Consider the following 21,185-nt stretch of genomic DNA (forward strand, 5'->3'; position numbering starts at 1 on the left):
GTTGTGGACATTTGAGCGTGGATATCTGTCTTGAAAATACAGCGTAGGGTTAAAAAGTTTTCATTCCCGCGTTGCGAGCATAGGAGGTAAGAAAGTTCCATGTTCTTAATTAAAAATAATTAGAAATCAATTTATTTAAAAGTTGTGATAAATTGAGCAGAGCAAAAGATAACAATCCAGCAAGTAGAACTAGCAGTATAAAAATTCCCAGCCCATGTAAACCGGATTTAAGAAGATTGGAAATCGACAAGCTTTGATAAACCAGGAAAATAAACAATGTTGTAATTGCAGAAACAGTAAACAAATAAGTTTTTTCGGAAATTGAGAGAGTCTGAAAAAAGATAATAACTCCCAAAAGTAGTAACCAAATACCAGAACTCATCCAAACTGTTTCTAAGAAACTTAGAAGGATAAGCGCTAAAAATGAGCTTCCCGATCCTGCAATAACTGCTGTTGGCAGTAGTTTTTTGAGATACAAGGATGGGTCTGGGCTTGGTGGTTGAGTGTATGAGGGGATTGTTGAGGGTTGGTGCGGAGAAAGTATTGTTGAAAACGAACCAAGTCGTGATGTAGAGAAAGATTGTTGTGGTAGCGATTTAAAATTTAAATCTTGTAAAACAGCTCTTGCTGATTGATAACGCTCTTCGTGATAAACTTGCAACAACTTATCGAGAATGTGAGCTAATTCTTGACTGATTGGTTGTTGTACGTATTGTCTCCATCTAGAAACCCAGCTATAACCCTCTCTTAACCAGATGTCTATGGGATGAGCATTGGTTAGCAGATGAAAGCAAGTGCCTCCTAAGCTATAAAGATCGCTAGATGGATAAGCCTCACCTTTTTGCATTTGCTCGAGCGGTGCATAACCAAAAGAACCAATGTATGTTCCCGGTTGATGATTTGCGGTTGCGACTGCTGTGCTTGTCTTCTGCTTGGCTACTCCAAAATCAATTAGTACCAATCTCCCATCGCTTTCCCGGCGAAGGATATTTTCTGGCTTAATATCTCGGTGAATTACCTGTTGCTGATGGACTGCTGCTATAACTGGTAATAAATCATGCAAAACGCCTCGAATTTTTACTTCATCAAATACCCCCTGCTGTTTTAATTCTTCCATTAAATTTTGCCCTTTGATAAACTGCTGCACTAAGTACAAGTAGTCATCTTGCTTAAAATAGGCGTATAGGTGAGGAATTTGAGGATGCTCTCCCAAATGTTGTAGCCGTTTTGCTTCTTGTTGAAATAACTCTGTTGCTTTTTTCAGCGACCAACTCCCTTGAACTTGTGGTGCGAGTTGTTTGACAGCACAATGCTCATCCAACTTATCCATATCTTCTGCAAGATAAGTACGAGCAAATCCTCCCCCTCCTAGCGGCTTAATAACACGATAACGATTTCTTAGGAGAGATACTAATTCTGCTCCGCAATTGATGCAGAACTTTGTTCTATCTGGATTTATAGGTTGAGAACACTCAGGATTTAGGCAGCAAAGCATATTATATATTAATCTTTATTAAAGAATATACATGAGAGTGTCTTAGGTGTTAGCTAAGTCGATGTAACAAATAATTGAGTTTATGAACACTAACTCTATTATAGACTTGGGAAAAATAAGTTTTTATTCTGGTTGTATATGTATAAAATAATAGAGTTTCATTACTGAAAATAGGTTGGAAGAACCTTGTCTCAACTATTCCCGATTCGTAAATATATGAAAACTATGTTAGCTCGCACTTGCCAAAAATTTGGTGCAAGATCTAATTAATATAGCAATCCTATTTGATTTATGAAATACACGTAGGGTGGGCAATACCCACCAAAAGTCTTAGTGGTGGGCATTGACCACCCTACGTTACTACGTTACAAATAATTTAGGAGTGCTATATTCTGCTGTTTTTAGTTCGAGTTGTATGTTTGGGGACAATTCCCATGAAAGTAGAGATTTCCAAGACCAATAACAAAAGAAGGTCACTTCCACCAAAACTCATCATTAAGCTAGGAAAGTTTGTTTGGGTCACTCTCTGGCATATGATGATGTCAAAGCTAGCCCCCCGCAACACATCAGGAGAATACATTCGTCCAAGCAGTTATTTCCGGAACTTTGTAGGAACAAAGGCAGACAACCAGTACTTACCCGCCGCAAATCGTTACAGCTTAATAGTAGGAATGAGTTGTCCTTGGGCGCACCGGACTCTTGTTGTTCGAGCACTCAAAGGGCTTGAGGAAATTATACCAGTTACTGTTGTTGACCCTTCTCCAATAGAAGGAGGTTGGATCTTTAACCAAGATTATGTTGGTTGTCGTACCCTTGCTGAACTATATCAGCTTGCTGAAGCGGGTTATACGGGACGGAGTACGGTTCCGGTTTTGTGGGATAACCAGACTAAAACCATCGTTAATAATGAGAGTTCAGAAATTATCGTTATGCTGAATTCGGAGTTTAACGAGTTTGCTCAAAATCCGACTTTAGATTTGTACCCGACGGAACTCAAACAGAAAATTGATGATTGGAATGATTTGATTTATACAAGTGTTAATAATGGTGTTTATCGTTGTGGTTTTGCTCAAACTCAGGAGGCTTACGATAAAGTTTCCAATGAACTCTTCACAACTTTAGATAAAATTGAAGATACGCTTAGTTCAAGTCGATATTTATGTGGAAATACTGTAACATTAGCGGATGTCCGTCTATTTACTACATTATTTCGCTTTGATAGTGCGTACCACGGACTTTTTAAGTGCAATCGTAAAAGAATTAAAGATTATCAAAATCTCAGCGCTTACTTACGGGACTTGTACCAACTTCCTGGTGTTGCTGACACTTGTGACGTGGAAAGTGTCAAGCGGGATTATTATGGCAATCTTTTTCCTCTCAATCCGGGCGGTATTATCCCCTCTGGTCCCGATATGACTTACCTTTACGAACCAAGCGCCAAGCGATCGTAGTTATCCTACACTAGAAGTGTAAGGCTATACAAACAAAGCCCGCCTGTGCGGGCTACTGTTTTTACAGCAGTTTTCACCTAAATGAACCACAAGATGAAGAATTTATTTTTTGGAAATCTGTAAGCTGGGGAGTGGTCAATGTTCGCGAATCCAAAGTGCTAAACCACCTCCACGACCACGGGCTGCAATGAAGTTTTCTGTAACTAGGAAGAAGGCAAAAAAGGGCAATTTAGCAATGGATTGGTTGTAAAAATTTGCAGCCTGAACTTTACCACCTCTTACATTTCCACTGTAAATAGTTCGACCAAAGAGTTGCAATTGTATGCGATTGAAATCGAATGCTAGCAAGTTCTTTTTTCCTAAGTACTGAGCTAATCCCTCAAATTTTAAAAATATTGGGCTTAATTGAACAGAATTAGTAATTGCTCCTTTGCCTAAATTTTTATCTTCTTGAGAAGCCGCACTAAAGGAAATATGGGCTGGAGTTAACTTAGGCATATAAAAGCCTTTACCCAAAACAATTCCCCCTCGCTTTCTCAATTTTTTAGTTCCAGTGGTAAAACATAATCGCCATTTACCTAAAAGAGGTTCAAATGCATAAGTCAGTCTTTGTTGTTTGGCAGCTTTTTCTGCTTGCAGCAATGCATCAACGACGGATTCAGCAGAAGGACGTTGATTTGTCTGTCCTTGATAGAAAGCCACGGCTTGAGAAAGCACGGTTAGAAAATCAGGGGATACTTTTGATGTTAAGTCAGTAGTCATAAAAATTTTAACCTGTTGTTATTTTCAACAAAGTTGACTAGCGAGAACAAAAAAAATATTTTTGATACAAAATAGATATTCGATAAGGACAGCAAAAAGTTACTATTGACTTTAACTTCATTCCTGATTTTCTGTTTGTTTTGAATCATAATAAGACCAGCCAAGAAGTCCTAAAACTATTGTCCAAGGAACAAAGGCAAATAAGTACAAACCAATATGCCTTAAGCGCTCGTTTCGCTTATATTTAGTACTTACTTTTTTTAATAAACTCATTTGCCAACGCTGATAATTCAACAATTATTTTGATAGAAGTATAATTACTCATGGCAACCTTTCAAATTACATAAGCAGGGTCTCTACGTATTATTATAAGCGATCGACTCTTTTGAACTCTCGAAAAGCTGTATCATAGGCTACTTTTTTTAACGCTTACAAAACTTTTTAGTCTACTGACAGTGGAGAACCTGTAAGTCCTGTAGTCAACTGATGCTAAGTTATATGTTTCTAAGCAAGGTGACATGATTAAAATGGAATAAAACTACTGCTATCGCTAGAATACTCTATGCAAATCACAGTTGAAATTCCCGATGAAATTGCCAACCGGTTAGACCAAGCATGGGGCAGCCTTTCTCGTAGACTATTAGAAGTGATTGTCGCTGATGCTTATCGTTGTGGGGAAATTAGTACATCTGAAGTCCGACAAATACTTCAGTTAGAGTCTCGTTTAGAAACTCATGCCTTTTTGAAAAGGATGGGTGTTTATCTTAATTATGATGCGACTGAATTAGAAAGAGATATTCAAACTCTTAAGGAATTTAGAGTGCAATGATTATCGTCTCTGATACTTCCCCAATTTGTTACCTATTGCTCATCGACCAGATCGACATATTGCAAGAACTCTACCGTGTAGTCATAATCCCTCAAGTTGTAGCTGATGAGCTAAATAATTATCCAACCGCCCCCCACACCAGTACTGACAGTCATATAAAACAAGCTATCGTATCCCTGACCCGCACCAAAGCGATACTTGCCCAAAGCTACAACATTGGCATCATTATCTACACTGCTTCCTATAATAAAGAGATAGCAATAATCAAAGCAAGTAAAAGATGTTTACCCAGAAGCTGACATTAGAAATTCCAGAATCACTATTTGAAGAATTAAATCACCTGTCTGAGTTAACTGGTCAATCAGTACAATCCTTGGCATTGCAAAGTATCACGAGTAGCTTACCCCGCTTTCGCAAACAAGTACATAACTTAGATGAGCTACTGTCACGGGTAACAACGGATAATTTACATAGTGAAATTGATAGCGGAGAACCCATAGGTCGTGAAGTCTTCTGAGTCTGAGTTATATATTCCCAAGCAAGGCGACATCATTTGGATTAACTTTACACCTCAAGTTGGTCGCGAGCAAGCTGGTAGGCGTCCTGCACTTGTTATCTCATTATTTAAATATAACCGCAGAGTAGATTTGGTTTTAGTATGTCCGATTACTACGAAAGTCAAAGGATATCCGTTTGAAGTTATCCTTTACCATAAATTTATGTTTTAGGGGTTGTTGACAACTTTAGCATAGCAAGCGCTACGGCTCCCCATAAAGGTGCATCATCACCAAGCACAGCCGGAACAATCTCAAAATTGACTTCTGGTAAAGCAGTCTCCCTCGCGACTCTTTGCAACACAGCCCAAAAATTCTCTCCGGCTTTCGTTACGCCACCACCCAACACAAATCGTTGTGGATTCATCAAATTCGCGACATTGCCAATCCCTACACCTAAAGCCCAGCTACTCCTGTACAAAAGTTCCACAGCCAATTCATCCCCAGTTGTCGCCGCCTCACTCACTACCTTCCCTGTAATCAACTCCAGTTTATCTCCCACTAACTCCCTCAAAATTTCTCCTCTGCTTCTAGTGCGTTCATTCAACAAAGCCTCCCTCGCATCCAACGCCATATAAGGTCCCGACGCTAGCCTTTCTACACACCCCCGCTTTCCACACAAACAAACTGGTCCCGACGGATCGACGACCATATGTCCGATTTCACCAGCCATCCCTTCTGCACCTCGCCAGGGTAAACCATTAATTATCCAACCGCCCCCCACACCAGTACTGACAGTCATATAAAACAAGCTATCGTATCCCTGACCCGCACCAAAGCGATACTCGCCCAAAGCTGCAACATTGGCATCATTATCTACACTACACGGAACGCTAAATTCTTCCTCTAACAACTTCCGTAAAGGTATATTCTCCCATCCAGGGACGTGATGAGATAGCCGCACTGTCCCAGTTGTTGCATCTACTGGTCCTCCAAAGCTAACACCGATCGCATCCGGTTTTTTCTCTTGTAGCACCGAAGCCATCAGCGATCGCATAATTTCCAAATCGGTATTAGCACTTGCATTTTCACCTTGCAGACGGCGTTCGTAACTCAACCAATCCCTAGAACCAGCATTAACAGTCGCTGCTGCTAGCTTTGTACCACCAAAATCAAGGGCTAAGATTAATGACATAGTTAATTGATAGTTGTTAGTTGTTAGTTGTTAGTTGTTAGTCGCCAACCATCAACTACTAACCACTAACCACTAACCACTAACGATTATTAATAACCGAATCAATAAACTGTTGCAATTTTTCATAATGAGACCCTTTCCAGTAGACCTGGTTGCAGTTTTGACACTGATAAAATTCGTTAACGTACAAACGAACGCTTTCTGGTAATTGGTCAGCGATCGCTTCCTTGGGTACGGATTCAAGTAACCCGTTACAGCGCAAACATCTTTGAAAGGGCGATACTAATTGATATAACTGAAAACGTTGCATCACTTCCACAATTTGCTGCTGTGGAGCGGTGTTTCTCACGTAATATCCATGTATTACAATGCTTCTCATTAATAAACCGCGTTCGCGAAGCGCAAGCCGTACCCGGCTTATCTCGTGTTAACAAAATTCGTTCTTGGGTGCTAGAGATACGAGCTAATTCTTCATCGGCGTAATCATTGCGGTACAAAGTATCAAAGCCTAACAAGCGTAAAGATGTTGCCAATTTGCCCAAATGAATATCTAAAACAAACCGAATTTTGCTTGGGAGTTGAGGTCTTGTTGAAATGCTGGATAATTGGGATTTGGCAGAAATTGGATAAACACTAATTGTATCTCTATCACGCACTATGTAGGAAAAATCTACATATTTGCCGTTCACTTCAATACAGTCCACTTCTGGATGGGGAACACCTAAAGCTTCTATCATATCTTTTATGGAAGCTCGTTCGGTAAAGGAATGTTCTATACTTACCTCCCTTTTCTGAGTAGGTAAGAAATCATTTAACTCTGCATAAAAGCGGAAAGAAGCTACAGCCATAAGCAATTTCAACTCATCAGATGAAAATTACTGAGTTACCAACCTAGAGCAGTAACTACTGACTAGGAGTATTAATACTTTTTTTCTCCGAAGCAAGAATAATTAATATATTCTATCCGGATAACAAAACTCGCTTTTAAAAGGCTTTTCAGCCACTCGATACCAGTTCATATTAGATTATCTTGTATCATTTCATTTAAAACTTAAGTAAAGATTAGAATAATTAGCAAATACTTGCTTTTGTTATTGACTTCAGTTAGAGTCGTAGCATGAGCACTTGTCTGACTGTTGACGTAATTTTCAGACAGTCAGATGGTGTGAAAAAGTGACTGAGAGTGTCTGAGACAAAGTGTGTCTCAGGATATTGCAATGTCTGCCTAAAAGTAGTCAAAAGGCAGAAAGGTTTGCATTAAAATTAAGTCAATTATCCTGAAACTGCTAAGTAAAAGTACCTCTTATCGCATCAAGTGCTAATGCTGAAGAAAGTGACATTAACGGTTAGTAGTTGCTAATATTTAGTATTAAGCTATAGAAGACAAGAGCGTTGGCTAAGTTACTAGCTAACTAACGCTTAAAACATTGATGCTGCACTTTTCTTTTTTTTAAGACACAATTGAGAATTTTTTGCAATATGTACCGATTAACAGACAAACTAGAATCATTTTTTATCCAACGATTCCTTCAAGGAAATTGTACAAAAAAAGCTATTTTTGACAGTCGAAAATTTTTTATAATAGCAGATTGCGCCAAGAGGGGAGACCGTAGTTAAAGTAACTATCTCTGTTTGTAATATCCTTTGTCCGTCAAAACACGTTAACTAGTAAAGGTAGATGAATACTTTCTTTTGTTCTGACAATTCACGCGAAGCGGGAGAAGATATTATTGGTAGTGCTAGCAATTACCAAACTTACATATTGGTTGAATGTCCTCCACCTTGGTCGCCAGAAGCAATAGATTCCAGATGGGTTCCAGAGAATTTACAGATGTTAGTTAAGGAAATAAAGCGAGAGAAACTACCAATCTCGTTTCTCTTAATTAGCAATAACTCATCCCATAAAGTAGAAAAAACAACCCTTCTGATTTATCAAAAAAAAGAAGGACTGAGTAATGGATATCACAAACAAGAATTTTGTTTGAGAAATATCGAACAAGTTGCAACTGTTGTTAAAAAGTGGATGCGTTCTGGGATAGACGGTGAGGTAGAAACAAGTACAACAAGAGATATACTTATCTGTACCCACGGGAGTCGCGATCGCTGTTGTGCTCGATATGGAAATCCCTTTTACTTCCATGCAACAACCTCCGTTTTTAGCTTGGGACTCGACAAGGTTCGGATTTGGAAATCCAGCCATATAGGCGGACATCGGTTTGCACCAACAGCTATAGATTTGCCTGAAGGAAGATACTATGGTGGTTTAGACCAAGAATCATTTAAGTCAATTTTGACACGGACTGGTGATATTAATTCCTTAACAAAAGTGTACCGAGGCTGGGGAATTTTACCAAATGCAATTCAGGCTTTAGAGAGAGAACTTATCTTACGCCACGGATGGGATTGGTTCGATTACAAAGTGACAGGTAAGATTATCCAGCAACATTTAGAGGAAAAAATGGTGTTGGGTGAAATAACTTTTGAGAAACCAGATGGCTCGGCGTACTGTTATCAAGCTAAGCTTGTCAAAGATGAAGCTAAAGCCGTGAAAATTAAACCTTCTTGTACCTCTACACAAGAATCAGTGGTTGTCAACTATTCAGTTGATAGTCTTTGGGTTGCTTCTACTAAGTTTGCAACTTGTAGTAAGTAGTTAGTGGTTGCAGAGGCGCTATGAACAGTGCATCTCTACAACCACCAAGGGACTTCAAATAAAAAATCTCCCAAAATTTCTTCCCAGAATTTCTTGTGGCTGGAATTTCTTGTGGCTGGAATTTCTTGTGGCTGGAATTTCTTGTGGTGCGGGCGTCCTCGCCCGTCCCACAATCTGGAATAATTGACTTGCTGAAAACCCCTAACTTATCAAATTTCTAAAGCTTTAAAAAGTGGATGTTCCCGAATTGCATCAAATACCGGATCGCTTTTAACCTCATTGAGAATTTTTTCTGGATTGAAACTAATTGCTTTTTGTAGGTTTTGAATCGCTAGAGGTATATTACCTTCTAATACATAACAAGAAGCTTTGTTGTACCAAACATAATCGATGTCAGGTTTTAGTTCAAGTGCGCGATCGTAAGCAGCGTGAGATCCCTCGTAGCGTTTTAACTTCATTAAAACAATACCTTTACCAGCCCAAGCATAGGGATAGTCTGATTTAAGTTCAATGGATTTTTCATAAGCCAAAAGTGCATCTTCATACTGTTGCAATTGCTCGAGTACAGAGCCACGCCAAAACCAAAAATTATAAAATTCTGAATGAATGGTAATTGCTTGATTAAAGGACTCAAGAGCAGCTTCATCTTGCTTATTTAATACTAAAGCCCGCCCCTTTTGAAACCAAGAATTGCAATCATCTGGACAGATTTCAATAGCCTTATCATAAGCTGCGATCGCTTCTTCATAACGCTGTAATTTTTCTAGAGTCATGCCTTGGTTATACCAAGCTTCATTGAAACCAGGTTGAATTTCTACCACTTTGTTATAGGCAAATAATGCTTCTTCATAACGCTCTAGTTTTTCTAGAATTATGCCTTGTTTATACCAAGCTTGCTCGAAATCCGGTTGAATTTCCACCACTTTGTTATAGGCGACTAATGCCTCTTTATCCCGTTGTAATTTCTCTAATAAAGATCCTTTTTCGTACCAAATATAAGCATCCTTTGGTTGATGTTTTAGCAACCGAGTGTAACATCTTATAGTTTGCTCAAATGACTCTAAAGCCTCATCTTGACGTTGTAATTTCTCTAAAATCAATCCTCGTCGATACCAGATATCAGCGTCCTCTGGTTGATACTTTATTTTCTCATTATAGACATCTAAAACCTTTTCATACTGTTGTAATTTATTCTCCAATACTCTAACCTTACTCATCCAAGCTGAAGAATTGGGTTGTAATTTCACCACTTGGGTATAAGCACTAACTGCTTGTTCGTAGCGATGCATTTTGACTAACACATCACCTTTACCTACCCAAGCATTTACATATGTTTTTTGATACTGGATTGCTGTATCGAAATCTGCAAGCGCTTCTTTATAACGTTTTAAATCTATTAAAATATAGCCTCTATGACTTAAAGCTTCTGGAAAATCAGGTTTGAGTTGTACTGCTTCGGTATATACAGATAAAGCTTCTTCTACTTTTTCTAAATCCTGGAACACAATTCCTTGGTAATATCTCACATTCGCATTATCGGGCTGGATTGATGCTGCTTTATCGTAAGAATCGAGCGCTTCTTCATAGTGTTGCATACAGTACAGTGCATACCCACGCAAAAACCAAGAATCAAAGTCCTTGGGTTGCTTTTCAATAGATTTATCTAATGCAGCAACTGCCTCTTGATAGCGATTCTTAGAAACTAACTGTTTTCCTTTATGATAAGAATCTTTTTTCTTGTCTCGAAATAACCATAATATAAAAATTAATCCTAAGATAATATAAAGAGAATATTGGCTAAATATTTCTCCTCCTCCCCATGCCAAAGCTGGCGAAACACCAAGCAATCCGCTAATTTTATGCGTGATATCCCATAAAAATTTATTAAACGGACGGGCAAACCAGAGCAATCCTATTAGAATCCAGATACCATACTTGCCTATTCTGTTAAGCTCGACTTGTATGTTACGGGGTAACCAAGGCTCAATAATTCCATAACCATCAAGAGAGGGAATCGGCAATAAATTAATAAAAACAACATAGATATTTAGGACGATAACATAAGCCAAACAGGTCATTAAATAAAACCAAAACATACTACCGTTCTCTAATAATTGAGTATGCCAACCTAAGAGAAAAGGCAGCGATAACAACAACACAACAATTATATTGGCAATCGGACCAGCTGCCGACACAGCACTAAGCCACCAACGATTGCGTAATCGATGATGGTTAATGTAAACTGCACCTCCAGGGAGAGCAATTCCACCCAGAAGGAGGAAAAAGAGTGGCATAACTAAGCTTAAACCCGGATCGGTATATTTGAGAGGATTAAGAGTTAGATATCCTTTTTCTTTAACTGAAGTATCTCCACCCCAATATGCCACTATTGCATGACCAAATTCATGTAAACACAAAGACACCATCCAACAGAAACAGATGAAGACGGCAAACACCCACATCGATTTTTCTCCAAAAAGGGTTAGTTGTTAGTTGTTAGTTGTTAGTTGTTGGTTGTTATTTGTTAGTTGTTGGTTGTTAACTATCAACCGCTATCTACTAACCGCTAACAACTGTAAGGGCGCAATGCCTTGCGCCCCTACTATTAATTAACTCAACTTCCTAACATTTGCAAATTATGAAGAGTTGCGTACATTCCTCCTTGACGCAATAACTCTTCATGGCTTCCTTGTTCTATGAGTTCTCCTTGCTTAAGTACAAAAATCCGATCTACATTGCGAATGGTAGACAGGCGGTGAGCAATGATAATGGCGGTACGTCCTGACAAAAGCTTGTCTAGCGCTTCCTGAACTAAAGCTTCTGTGACAACATCTAAACTTGCAGTGGCTTCGTCTAAAACTAAAACTTCTGGACTGCGAATTGCTGCACGAGCAAAAGCTAATAGTTGTTTTTGTCCGCTTGAAAGATTTGTGCCACGTTCTCGTAGTTGGGTATCGTATCCTTGTGGCAATTGCTCGATAAACGAGGCTACATTAGTTTTCTCTGCAGCTTGTTGAATTTCTTCAAAGCTGTAAATGTCTCCCAAGCTAATGTTGCTTTTGACATCACCTGCAAATAAAAAGCCGTCTTGCAAAATGACTGCCATGTAACGTCGCAAGTCGGCTTGGGGTATTTCTCGAACATCTACACCATCTACAAATATACGCCCTTGACTGGGTTCGTAAAGACGGCATAAAAGTCGAATAATGGAACTTTTCCCCGCACCTGTTGGTCCTACCAATGCAATTTTTTCTCCGGGATTGATGGTGAAATCTAAATCTTTGATGACATATTCATCATCTTTGTAGGCAAACCAAACATGTTCAAAACGGATTTCCCCTCGTTTGGGTTGCAAGTTGGTAAGTGTCACTCGATCTGTAATTTCGTCAATGTACCCCAATCTTGAGTCTAAAATAGAGAATCTGGGATTTGCGCGATCGCGAATTTCTATTGGTTCATCTAAAACTTCGCTGACACGTTCCACTGCTGTAAAACCTGCTTGAATGACAGTAAATTTTTCAGCAAATTGTTGTAGGGGTTGGAACAATCGTTCGGCATACAAAACAAAGGCAGATAAAATCCCGAAAGTCAAGTTTTGCTGCAGTAGCAAATTACTTCCCACCCATAAAACAATCCCAATCGCAATCAAAGCAATCCATTCCAATGTTGCAGAAACAGCAGACTCGAAAAAGATAGTGCTATCGACTTCTCGAATATAACGATTGTTGGTCTTGCGAAACAACCCTGCGTTAAATTTTTCTCGCCGAAACAGTTGTACGACATTAATGCCAATAATATTTTCTTGTAACTGAGAATTCAGCATCGAAATTTCTTCTCTTGCTTTGTAATTTGCTTTCCGGTATTGCAACTGAAAATAAGTAATCACTCCCGATACTGGTACGAGCATCAACAAGAGCAACAAAGCCAGTTGCCAATTGATAGAAAACATAAAACTAATAATTACCAGCATAGAAAACAAATCCGACACAATGCCGATTGCACCAGTTGCAAATACATCTCCCAACACTTCCACATCGCTGGTGAGTCTAGTAATAATTTTACCTACAGGCGTCCTATCAAAAAAACGCACTGCTAAGGATGTTACGTGATGGAATAAGTCTTTTCGGATTTCTGCTGTAATTTTTTGCCCTACCGCTTGTACTAAATAACCTTGAAAACCTGTTAATATCAGCCTAATTGTGACTGTTAGCAGTAGCACGATTTCGATAATTTGTAGCCCTTGTAACATAGGGCGATTTTTTAAAAACTCGTAGGTGTTGGGTTCATTGCGAATGAGAGAAATTGCTTGTCCGATAAGCAGAGGTTGCAAAGCGTTGCTGAGGGCTATGGGTACGAGTAGCAGCATTGACAGCGCTAGCAATTTTCCATAATGACGGGCATAAGGGACTAAACGCAAAAATAACCGCCAGTCATTTTCACGCCGACGGTCCTTTGTATCGGATTTTGTTAGAGTCGTAGAGTTATTCATCTAAAAACCTCCGGGAGCGGGGAAACCGTGTGTCTTTAGACCACGGAGGAACCGCGACACGAGCAATTTTAATTGCCGTCTAAATAATTTAAAATGCATATGAGTAACCATCCTTTGCCTGTACGTTGTGGCAATATTTGTGGCTAATTCCTTGAACTAATCCAGACTTATTTGAAATGTTGAAACTGCCAGTTGCACGAGTTGCAAGGCGTCCAACATATTGACCAACTTTTTTACCTTTTGTGACAACGGCTTTAACGATGTCACCAGTCTGAAAACCAAAGTGAAATTTAGTTCTAGAACAATGACGATTTGGGAAACCGTACTTGTCTGTACGACAGATTTGTCTTGTTCCATGACCGTTAGCTGTAATCAACAAGGGTCTGACACCTTTAATATTTAGAATTGGAGTTGATTGACCAACGCACGCTGAATCAACCCAATGAGTTTTTGATAATTCCTGTTTAGTTCTATTGAACTTAGTTAACCCACCACTTCCCGTTTCTACTGGAAGTCCCGTTGCTTTCAGTGTTTTCAGTAATGCCAACCGAGTTGTGTTAACAGCAGCAGCATCTGTAAGTAGTTGTTTAGCCTGTTTCAAAATCTTCTCTAACCTTACAGGGTCTTTTTTGAGAAAATCTTTGATATCTTTTATCCCTTTTTTCTGATTACATTTTTTGCATGATACAGTCAAGTTTGTGATTGAGTTGCTACCTCCTTTAGCTCGACAATGAATGTGTTCTATTTGAAATGCAACATCTTTGACACTACAGTAAGCGCATTGTCTATTCCACTTTTCAAGTAAGTACTCCCTAGTCTCGTAGCCGAAAAGAGTTCCTTGCTGATATTCTAACCCGTGAATGTCAGGATTCCGAATTAATTGCATATCAAAACGTACTAATTCCTGAGAAATTGCTTCAATTGAAGCTACTTTCCGCAATCTTTCAACCCAAGTTTTGATGTTATCAACACGGCTTTTTAGGCTTGGGGCTAACCAACCCTCTCGACGTTTTTTCGGGCAAGGTTGTTTGTTACCTTTCCTAAACCACTCGGAAATTGGTGGTTGGCGATATCTAGTTTTTCGATTTCTCCTACTTCTTCTTAGTTGTTTTCTAGATGTCAGAGATTCATGAATTGCAAAACCTCGGTGCTTAATTTCCGCAGCAAATATGACTTCTCCGGTTGTGTCATTAACTATAGCGATGCCTGTGATTTGGGAACCAGGGTCAATCTTAATTCTTAGAGGTTCAACGGGCACATCGGGACGAGCTTCTTTCAAGATGATTGTGAAAGGAAAGCGTTTAAAAACTGCTGCTTTTCCATTCCTAAGAAGTTGTCTTGCTTGGGCTGAATGAATTGAATTTAATGGTTTTTTGTTAGTGTCAATTACAAATACTTTGGACATAAATGTCCCTCCATTTCTGGGTAACGTTAGCTTCGTCAATGTTTAAGGTCGGCATATTCAAAAAACACTGTCTTACCCCTCGTAAAACTGTTTAATTTTTTGATACTAGAGCGGAAGACTAGCTACGCATCCTCCGGTAGGTTTTTCAGCACTTGACTTAAACGTAGCCTAGTTAAAGACTTAGACTGGTCAGCTATCTAAAGGGAGAGGCATGACGCCCCGTCACAAAGCGAGCGGGGTGCTGACAGTATCAAGATTATATTAATTTTTACAATAACAAAGTAACCCCCTTTTAATGTAGTGTTTCCATTTCTACCATGACACCATGCCAGAGATTGATACAGAACGATTGCGGCTGAGACTCTTTACAAGAAACTGAGCTTAGGGATTCCTAAGAAACAAATTCTCCTTCTTGTGGGGTGGGCGTCCTCGCCTACCCTCTTATCTTTGTACGGGCGTCCCGCCCGTACCACAAGAACACATTAGCCCGTACCACAAGAATACAGTTATCTAACTAAGTACTGTCTGTAGAGCATGCAATAATTCTTTTACAGTATAAGGCTTGGGCAAAAATTTCTGGACACCATTGCCAGTAGCAGCAGCTAACTTATTGCTAGACATCAACCCACTTGTAGCAATGACTTTCACGTGTGGGTTGATTTTTTGAATTGTACGGATAGCTGTTAAACCATCGAGTAAGGGTAACATCATATCCATCAACACGACGCGGATTTTATCCTTATATTGGGCATAGAGTGCGATCGCTTCCACGCCATCATTGGCAGTCACAATCTTATAGTTGTATGCTTCTAAAGATGCTTTGGTAATTTCTTGAATTGAAGGTTCGTCGTCTACAACTAAAATCAGTTCTCCATTACCCGTCAATACCTCTACTTCCGGTGCAACCTCTGTTTCCATTTCTTCGACTGCAGGGAAGTAAATTTTAAAGCTGGTTCCAGAGCCAATTTCACTATAGACATTTACAAAACCACCATGACTTTTAACGATGCCAATGACAGTCGAAAGCCCTAAACCAGTTCCTTTGCCTTGTTCTTTGGTGGTAAAAAATGGTTCAAAAATTCTATCTATAATTTCTGAAGAAATACCAACTCCTGTATCTGAAACAGTAATAACTGTATAAGGTCCAGTTTTTGCCTCTAGATGCATGCGAGCATAATTTTCATCAACAAACAGATTTTCGGCGGAGATACTTAAAGTCCCACCGTTAGGCATAGCATCGCGGGCGTTGACACAAAGATTCATGAGTACCTGATGCAGTTGCGTACTATCACCAGAAACCATCCATAAATCTTGTTGTATATCAGTGTAAACTTCTAAAGATTTGGGAAATGTTTCTTTAAGAATAGTTATAACTTCTTTAATTAAGTGTCTCAGTTGCAAAGTAATGCGTTTTCCTTCAACACCTCGCGCAAAAGATAAAACTTGTTTTACTAAATCTGCACCACGTTTGGCACTATCTTCCAATATTTCTAACAGGTGCATATCTTGCTCGTAAATATCGGGGTACTTCAAAGGTAATAGTTGCGCGACTGCCAGAATAGGTGTTAGTATGTTGTTTAAATCGTGAGCAATACCACTTGCTAAAGTACCGATACTTTCTAACCTTTGAGCGCGGAATAATTGAGATTCTAAAAGTTTTTTTTCGGAAATATCTGTATCAACAGTGAGGATTGAATTGGGTTTACCATTGCGATCGCACACCAAAGTCCAACGACTTTCTACAAGAATTTCCTGATTGTTCTTCGTCAATTTAGTCACTTCGCCCTGCCATTTACCTTTGCGAGTTACACTGACAAAAGCTGTTTGCTCTTCTGATGGCGTTTCATTGTACAAAAACTTGCTAGCATCCTCTCCGCAAGCTTCTTGGGAAAGCCAGCCGTATAAATTTTCTGCACCTTTGTTCCAGAATAAGATACGATTCTCTAAATCTCTGACAAAAATTGCATCAGTGGTAACATCTAGTAAAGCGGCTTGTTGACGAATTTTCTCTTCAGCCAATTTATGCTCGTTAATATCAATACAGGCACAGGTGATACCTACAATTTCATGAGATTCGTTATACAATGGTTCGACAGTGAGATCGTAATATCGAGTTCCTTGGGCTGTCGAGATCGGAACTTCTTCCCTGATTCCTATTCCGGTAGCGAGTACATTCAACTTTATCTCTTTGAGACGTTCGCCATCATTACCCCAAATAACCTCTGAATCGCATTTGCCCAAAATTTCTTCAGCAGTCAGTCCAAAAATCGGATTATAAACCCAAGTATAGCGTAGTTCTTTGTCTTGGTTGAATACAAAGATAGGAGAGTTCTTCAGCGCTACCCGAAATCGCTCCTCACTCCGTCTTAAAGCTTCCTCCGTGCGCTGACGCTCAATTGCGTATCGCATAGAACGGAACAGTAAATCGCCATTTACCTGTCCCTTGACTAAATAATCTTGCGCCCCTTGCTGCATTGCGTGGATTGCTAGGGTTTCATCATTAAAACCTGTCAAAACAATCACAGGAATGGTAGGAGATTGAGTGTGAATTTTAATAAATGTTTCTAATCCCTGGCTATCTGGCAGTAACAAGTCTAGTAAAATAACATCAAAATTTTCTTCTTCCAGAGATTTTAGTGCTTCATCTAACTGTTGTACTTGTTGCAAAACAAATTCAACAGACGGAACTTCTAATAAAAATTCCTCCAACAGCCGAACATCTCCAGGGTTATCTTCAACTAATAAGACTTTCATTATTTTCCCCTATTTTGCCACTCCCCCGTCCTCTTTACTCCTGTGGTAGTTTGACAACAGTAAACCAGAAGCTTTCGATAGAATGTACAATTTTAACGAATTGGTCAAAGTCAACTGGTTTGGTAATGTAACAGTTTGCACAGAGATTGTATGCTCTGAGAACATCTTCTTCCGAACCAGATGTGGTTAGGACGACAACTGGAATTCTTCTAAGAATTCTATCTTCTTTTATTTCTGCTAGCACCTCTCGTCCATCTTTTCTCGGTAAATTGAGATCGAGTAAGATAATGTCTGGAGTTGGCATTCCTTTATACTGTTCTTCCTTACGTAGAAATGCCATTGCTTCAACGCCATCGCGTGCTACATTTAAGTTCACGGAGATTTTACTATCTTCCAGAGCGATCTGGGTTAGCTGCACGTCACCGGGATTGTCTTCTACAAGCAAAATCTCAATAGGCATAACTAATTCTGTACTCACAAGCGATTTCCTGCTCTATCGGGAATAGTAAAGAAGAAAGTTGTACCTTGTTCCGGTTGTGACTCAACCCAGATGTTTCCACCGTGACGTTCTACAATTTTCTTACATATTGCCAGTCCAATACCAGTACCGGGATACTTGTCTCTGGTATGTAATCTTTGGAAAATAATAAAAATTCGCTCCGCATACTGGGGTTCCATACCAATTCCATTATCTCTGACAGCAAATCGCCATCTTTCCTCTATACGTTCGACTCCAATATGAATGAGAGGTGTTTGTTCGCTGCGAAATTTAATGGCATTTGCAATCAGATTTTGAAATAACTGTGTCAGTTGTGTGGGATCTGCCATAATTTCAGGCAATGAATCCTGTGTAATGACTGCACCACTTTCTTCGATCGCTATTTTGAGATTGGTAAGAGCGCTTTTGATAAGAGACTGACACTGAACTAACTGGAAGGGCTGTCCGCGAGTACTGACACGAGAATAACTCAGTAAATCTTGGATGAGTTTCTGCATCCGATGCGCCCCGTCTACAGCATAGGCTATGAATTCGTGGGCTTGAGTGTCTAGTTTATCTTTGTAGCGTCGCTCCAAAAGCTGCAAGTAACTTGTAACCATTCGCAATGGTTCTTGTAAATCGTGAGAAGCAACATACGCGAATTGTTCTAGTTCGGCATTAGAACGAACGAGTTCTTCCCATTGATGGGTTTCTTGTTCTAACAAATGTGCTTGTGATAAAGCAATCCCAATTTGATCTGCTAACTGTTGTAATAACTCTATCTCTAAACTGCTCCAATTTCGGGGGCGATCGCATTGGTGAGCGATTAACAAACCCCATAAGTTTTCCCGTTGGAGTATCGGTACGACGAGATTAGATTTTACACCAAATTGTGCGAGAAATTGTCTGTGGCAATCTTGGATGTTTGCTGTTTCAATATCCGCGATCGCGCTCACTCTTCCATGACGGTATGGCTCTTGATAGTCTTTCCCAAAGCACGGATCGTGAAGGTTTTTGCCCAGAACTATCGGAAATCCAGGCAAAACAGCCTCTTGCATGACAGTCCCCGAACCATCTGTCCAAAGACGGAACACAAGAACTCGATCTGCCTTTAACAGTTTTTGGACTTCCGTGACTGCTGTTTGCAGGATTTCCTCAATTTGTAACGATTGGCGAATTTTTAGGGTAATTTCGGCAAAAAGTTGCGATCGCCTATTTTGGTGCTTTAATTCTTCTTCGGCTAGCTTCCGTTCTGTAATATCTGTATGAGATCCTACCATACGTAAGACATTACCTACATCATCCCACAATGCTTGACCCCTATCTAGAATCCATTTATAAGAACCATCTTTACACTGTATTCGGTGTTCGCTGATATAGTAGGGGGTCTTTTTTGCAAAGTGATCTTTTATCACTTCCATAACCCTTTCTAAATCATCAGGATGAATTCGTTTCCTCCACTCATCCAAATAATTAGAAACCTCACTGTCTTCATACCCTAGCATTTCCTTCCAACGAGGAGAAAAGAACACTTCATTAGTTTTGATATTCCAGTCCCAAATCCCATCATTATTACCCCGTAGAGCTAATTGCCAGCGTTCTTCACTTTCTCTAAGAGCGATTTCAGCGTATTTGCGCTGAGTAATGTCCTGAAAATATACAGAAAGCCCAACGCTTGTGGGATAAGCATGGACTTCAAACCAAGTATTTCGTGGTGGATAAAATGCTTCAAAAGAAACACTTACCTGTTGAGCAACTGCTTTGTGATACTGCTGATAAAAAGTAGCCCCTACTGCCTCGGAAAACTTCTCCCATACAGATTGAGCGAGTAATTCTTCCCGCTTGCTTTGTAAAAATCGTTCTGCTTGTCGATTTACATAAATAAAACGCCAATCTTTATCTAGGGCAAAGAAGGCATCAGTAATACTTTCTAAAATTTTTATGCTTTGGTTTCGGGCGGCTTCTGCTTCGCGTTGAGCCACTTCGCTTCGTTCCCGTGCTATTTTTTCTCGTTCTAGAAGTCTTTGACGCTCTTGTTCTGCTTGCTTGCGAGCAGTAATATCGCGAGTCACTGCTAACAAAGAAATAATATCTCCATCGGGACTACGCAAAGGAACAGCGTTAGTTTCTAACCAACGACGCTTTTGTTTGAGTCCTATAAGTTCAAATTCCAGTATCCCCGATTTCCCCAGAAAAACCTCATTTGTGAGATCTATAAATTCTTGACGGTACTCACGAGCAATTAAAGGATAAATGCACTTTCCCACAACTTGCTTGAGAGAATCAGCCTCAATCATTGCCAGCCCTGCTGGATTCATCTCCAACAGAGTGCCATCGTTGGCGAGTAATTTGACACACTCTGGTTCTGACTGAACAATTGTACGGAGAAGATTTTCACTGTGTGCGAGTTTTTCCTGTGTCAATTGAAGTTCATCTGCAAAATGACAGACCTCAGTGAGATTGCGTCTGAGTTCCAGTTGACTGATGACTTGACGGCTCAAGGCTTTGAGAGCTTCTATCTGTGATTGGTTCAGTTCTCTGGGAACGCGATCGAGGACACAGAGAGTACCCACCAGATCTCCTTTAGGAGTCATTAAGGGAAAGCCCGCATAAAACCTTACATAGGGATAGTCTGTAACGACTGGATTCTTTGCTAACTCTTCATCAGCATGAGTGTCAGATACGATCGCCACATCCCGTGCTTTATAGCACAGGTAGGATAAACCTACAGTTCGAGGGACTTCTGTAAAGTCAATACCTATCTTTGCCTTAAACCATTGGCGATCCTTATCAATAAAATTGACCAAAACAATAGGAGCGTCACAAATAAAGGCAGCTAGCTTAGCAATATTGTCGTAAGCCTCTTCTGGTTCGGTATCGAGAATTTGATATTGACGGAGTGCTTCTAACCTCGCCACTTCATCATAAGTTGTCTCATCTTTCATAAATCTTTAAATAAATTTACAGAAATTTCTCTGTACTTTCCTCTATTTATAGCTTGCTAAAGCGATCTATTTCTGTATTGTGAAAGTTCTTTTAAGTTTTAACACTTTTAGCGCTTGTTTTTCGCTCTGCTTGTTAATTTATATAAATTATTATAGGAATCATAAATGATTTGTAAAAAACTCTAAGTACTGTAGGGTGGGCATTGCCCACCGATAGCAAATGGTGAGCAATGCC

The 21,185-nt window shown here is 39.7% G+C and carries 14 protein-coding genes and 3 pseudogenes; 6 read left to right on the forward strand and 11 right to left on the reverse strand.

Going from position 1 to position 21,185, the window contains the following annotated elements:
• Positions 1–109: 109 nt before the first annotated feature.
• Positions 110–1,495 (reverse strand): protein kinase domain-containing protein, encoded by a 1,386-nt coding sequence (locus tag ACKTT2_RS22875; RefSeq protein WP_407890757.1) that lies wholly within the window; start codon positions 1,493–1,495, stop codon positions 110–112.
• A 434-nt stretch (positions 1,496–1,929) separates the two neighbouring features.
• On the opposite strand from ACKTT2_RS22875, the gene ACKTT2_RS22880 reads away from it, so the two are divergent.
• Positions 1,930–2,946, forward strand: coding sequence for a glutathione S-transferase family protein (locus ACKTT2_RS22880; protein ID WP_407890759.1), 1,017 nt, complete (start codon positions 1,930–1,932; stop codon positions 2,944–2,946).
• Between the two features lie 135 nt (positions 2,947–3,081).
• Here the strand turns inward: ACKTT2_RS22880 and ACKTT2_RS22885 are convergent, their stop codons facing one another.
• Positions 3,082–3,708, reverse strand: a complete 627-nt coding sequence (locus ACKTT2_RS22885; RefSeq protein WP_407890761.1) for a hypothetical protein — start codon at positions 3,706–3,708, stop codon at positions 3,082–3,084.
• A 562-nt stretch (positions 3,709–4,270) separates the two neighbouring features.
• Here ACKTT2_RS22885 and ACKTT2_RS22890 point away from each other — a divergent pair.
• Together ACKTT2_RS22890 and ACKTT2_RS52375 are read left to right on the forward strand one after the other, a co-directional pair.
• Positions 4,271–4,537: a UPF0175 family protein gene (locus ACKTT2_RS22890; RefSeq protein WP_407890763.1), complete on the forward strand. Its 267-nt coding sequence runs from the start codon at positions 4,271–4,273 to the stop codon at positions 4,535–4,537.
• Positions 4,534–4,647, forward strand: a pseudogene (locus ACKTT2_RS52375) (PIN domain-containing protein); the annotation flags it as partial. The gene ACKTT2_RS22890 and the pseudogene ACKTT2_RS52375, both read left to right, overlap by 4 nt.
• Positions 4,648–4,653: 6 nt before the next feature.
• Here ACKTT2_RS52375 and ACKTT2_RS22895 read toward each other — a convergent pair.
• Positions 4,654–4,782 (reverse strand): annotated as a pseudogene (locus tag ACKTT2_RS22895) (ROK family protein); the annotation flags it as partial.
• Between the two features lie 35 nt (positions 4,783–4,817).
• On the opposite strand from ACKTT2_RS22895, the gene ACKTT2_RS22900 reads away from it, so the two are divergent.
• Both ACKTT2_RS22900 and ACKTT2_RS22905 read left to right on the forward strand, forming a co-directional pair.
• Positions 4,818–5,054 (forward strand): AbrB/MazE/SpoVT family DNA-binding domain-containing protein, encoded by a 237-nt coding sequence (locus ACKTT2_RS22900; protein WP_407890765.1) that lies wholly within the window; start codon positions 4,818–4,820, stop codon positions 5,052–5,054.
• On the forward strand, positions 5,041–5,265 hold the full coding sequence (locus tag ACKTT2_RS22905; protein ID WP_407890767.1) for a type II toxin-antitoxin system PemK/MazF family toxin: 225 nt from the start codon (positions 5,041–5,043) through the stop codon (positions 5,263–5,265). The genes ACKTT2_RS22900 and ACKTT2_RS22905 overlap by 14 nt, the downstream gene beginning before the upstream one ends.
• On the opposite strand, the gene ACKTT2_RS22910 is transcribed toward ACKTT2_RS22905, so the two are convergent.
• Positions 5,255–6,226, reverse strand: coding sequence for an ROK family protein (locus tag ACKTT2_RS22910; protein WP_407890769.1), 972 nt, complete (start codon positions 6,224–6,226; stop codon positions 5,255–5,257). The two genes, ACKTT2_RS22905 and ACKTT2_RS22910, sit on opposite strands and share 11 nt — an antisense overlap.
• A 79-nt stretch (positions 6,227–6,305) precedes the next feature.
• Positions 6,306–7,074 (reverse strand): annotated as a pseudogene (locus tag ACKTT2_RS22915) (Mut7-C RNAse domain-containing protein).
• 830 nt (positions 7,075–7,904) lie between these two features.
• On the opposite strand from ACKTT2_RS22915, the gene ACKTT2_RS22920 reads away from it, so the two are divergent.
• Complete coding sequence (locus tag ACKTT2_RS22920) at positions 7,905–8,879, forward strand: ferredoxin family protein (RefSeq protein WP_407890771.1); 975 nt, start codon at positions 7,905–7,907, stop codon at positions 8,877–8,879.
• Positions 8,880–9,088: 209 nt separating this feature from the next.
• Here the strand turns inward: ACKTT2_RS22920 and ACKTT2_RS22925 are convergent, their stop codons facing one another.
• The 6 genes from ACKTT2_RS22925 to ACKTT2_RS22950 form a co-directional block, all read right to left on the reverse strand.
• Complete coding sequence (locus tag ACKTT2_RS22925; RefSeq protein WP_407890773.1) at positions 9,089–11,341, reverse strand: tetratricopeptide repeat protein; 2,253 nt, start codon at positions 11,339–11,341, stop codon at positions 9,089–9,091.
• A 152-nt stretch (positions 11,342–11,493) separates the two neighbouring features.
• Complete coding sequence (locus tag ACKTT2_RS22930; protein WP_407890775.1) at positions 11,494–13,368, reverse strand: ABC transporter ATP-binding protein; 1,875 nt, start codon at positions 13,366–13,368, stop codon at positions 11,494–11,496.
• An 88-nt stretch (positions 13,369–13,456) separates the two neighbouring features.
• Positions 13,457–14,773, reverse strand: a complete 1,317-nt coding sequence (gene iscB, locus ACKTT2_RS22935) for an RNA-guided endonuclease IscB (protein WP_407890777.1) — start codon at positions 14,771–14,773, stop codon at positions 13,457–13,459.
• A 510-nt stretch (positions 14,774–15,283) separates the two neighbouring features.
• Positions 15,284–17,527, reverse strand: coding sequence for a hybrid sensor histidine kinase/response regulator (locus tag ACKTT2_RS22940; RefSeq protein WP_407890779.1), 2,244 nt, complete (start codon positions 17,525–17,527; stop codon positions 15,284–15,286).
• 34 nt (positions 17,528–17,561) lie between these two features.
• Positions 17,562–17,987, reverse strand: coding sequence for a response regulator (locus tag ACKTT2_RS22945; protein ID WP_407890845.1), 426 nt, complete (start codon positions 17,985–17,987; stop codon positions 17,562–17,564).
• 14 nt (positions 17,988–18,001) lie between these two features.
• Positions 18,002–20,950 (reverse strand): PAS domain S-box protein, encoded by a 2,949-nt coding sequence (locus ACKTT2_RS22950; protein ID WP_407890781.1) that lies wholly within the window; start codon positions 20,948–20,950, stop codon positions 18,002–18,004.
• Positions 20,951–21,185: the final 235 nt, after the last annotated feature.

This window comes from Scytonema hankhaensis NUACC26, from assembly GCF_045865695.1.
Classification (GTDB): domain Bacteria; phylum Cyanobacteriota; class Cyanobacteriia; order Cyanobacteriales; family Nostocaceae; genus Scytonema.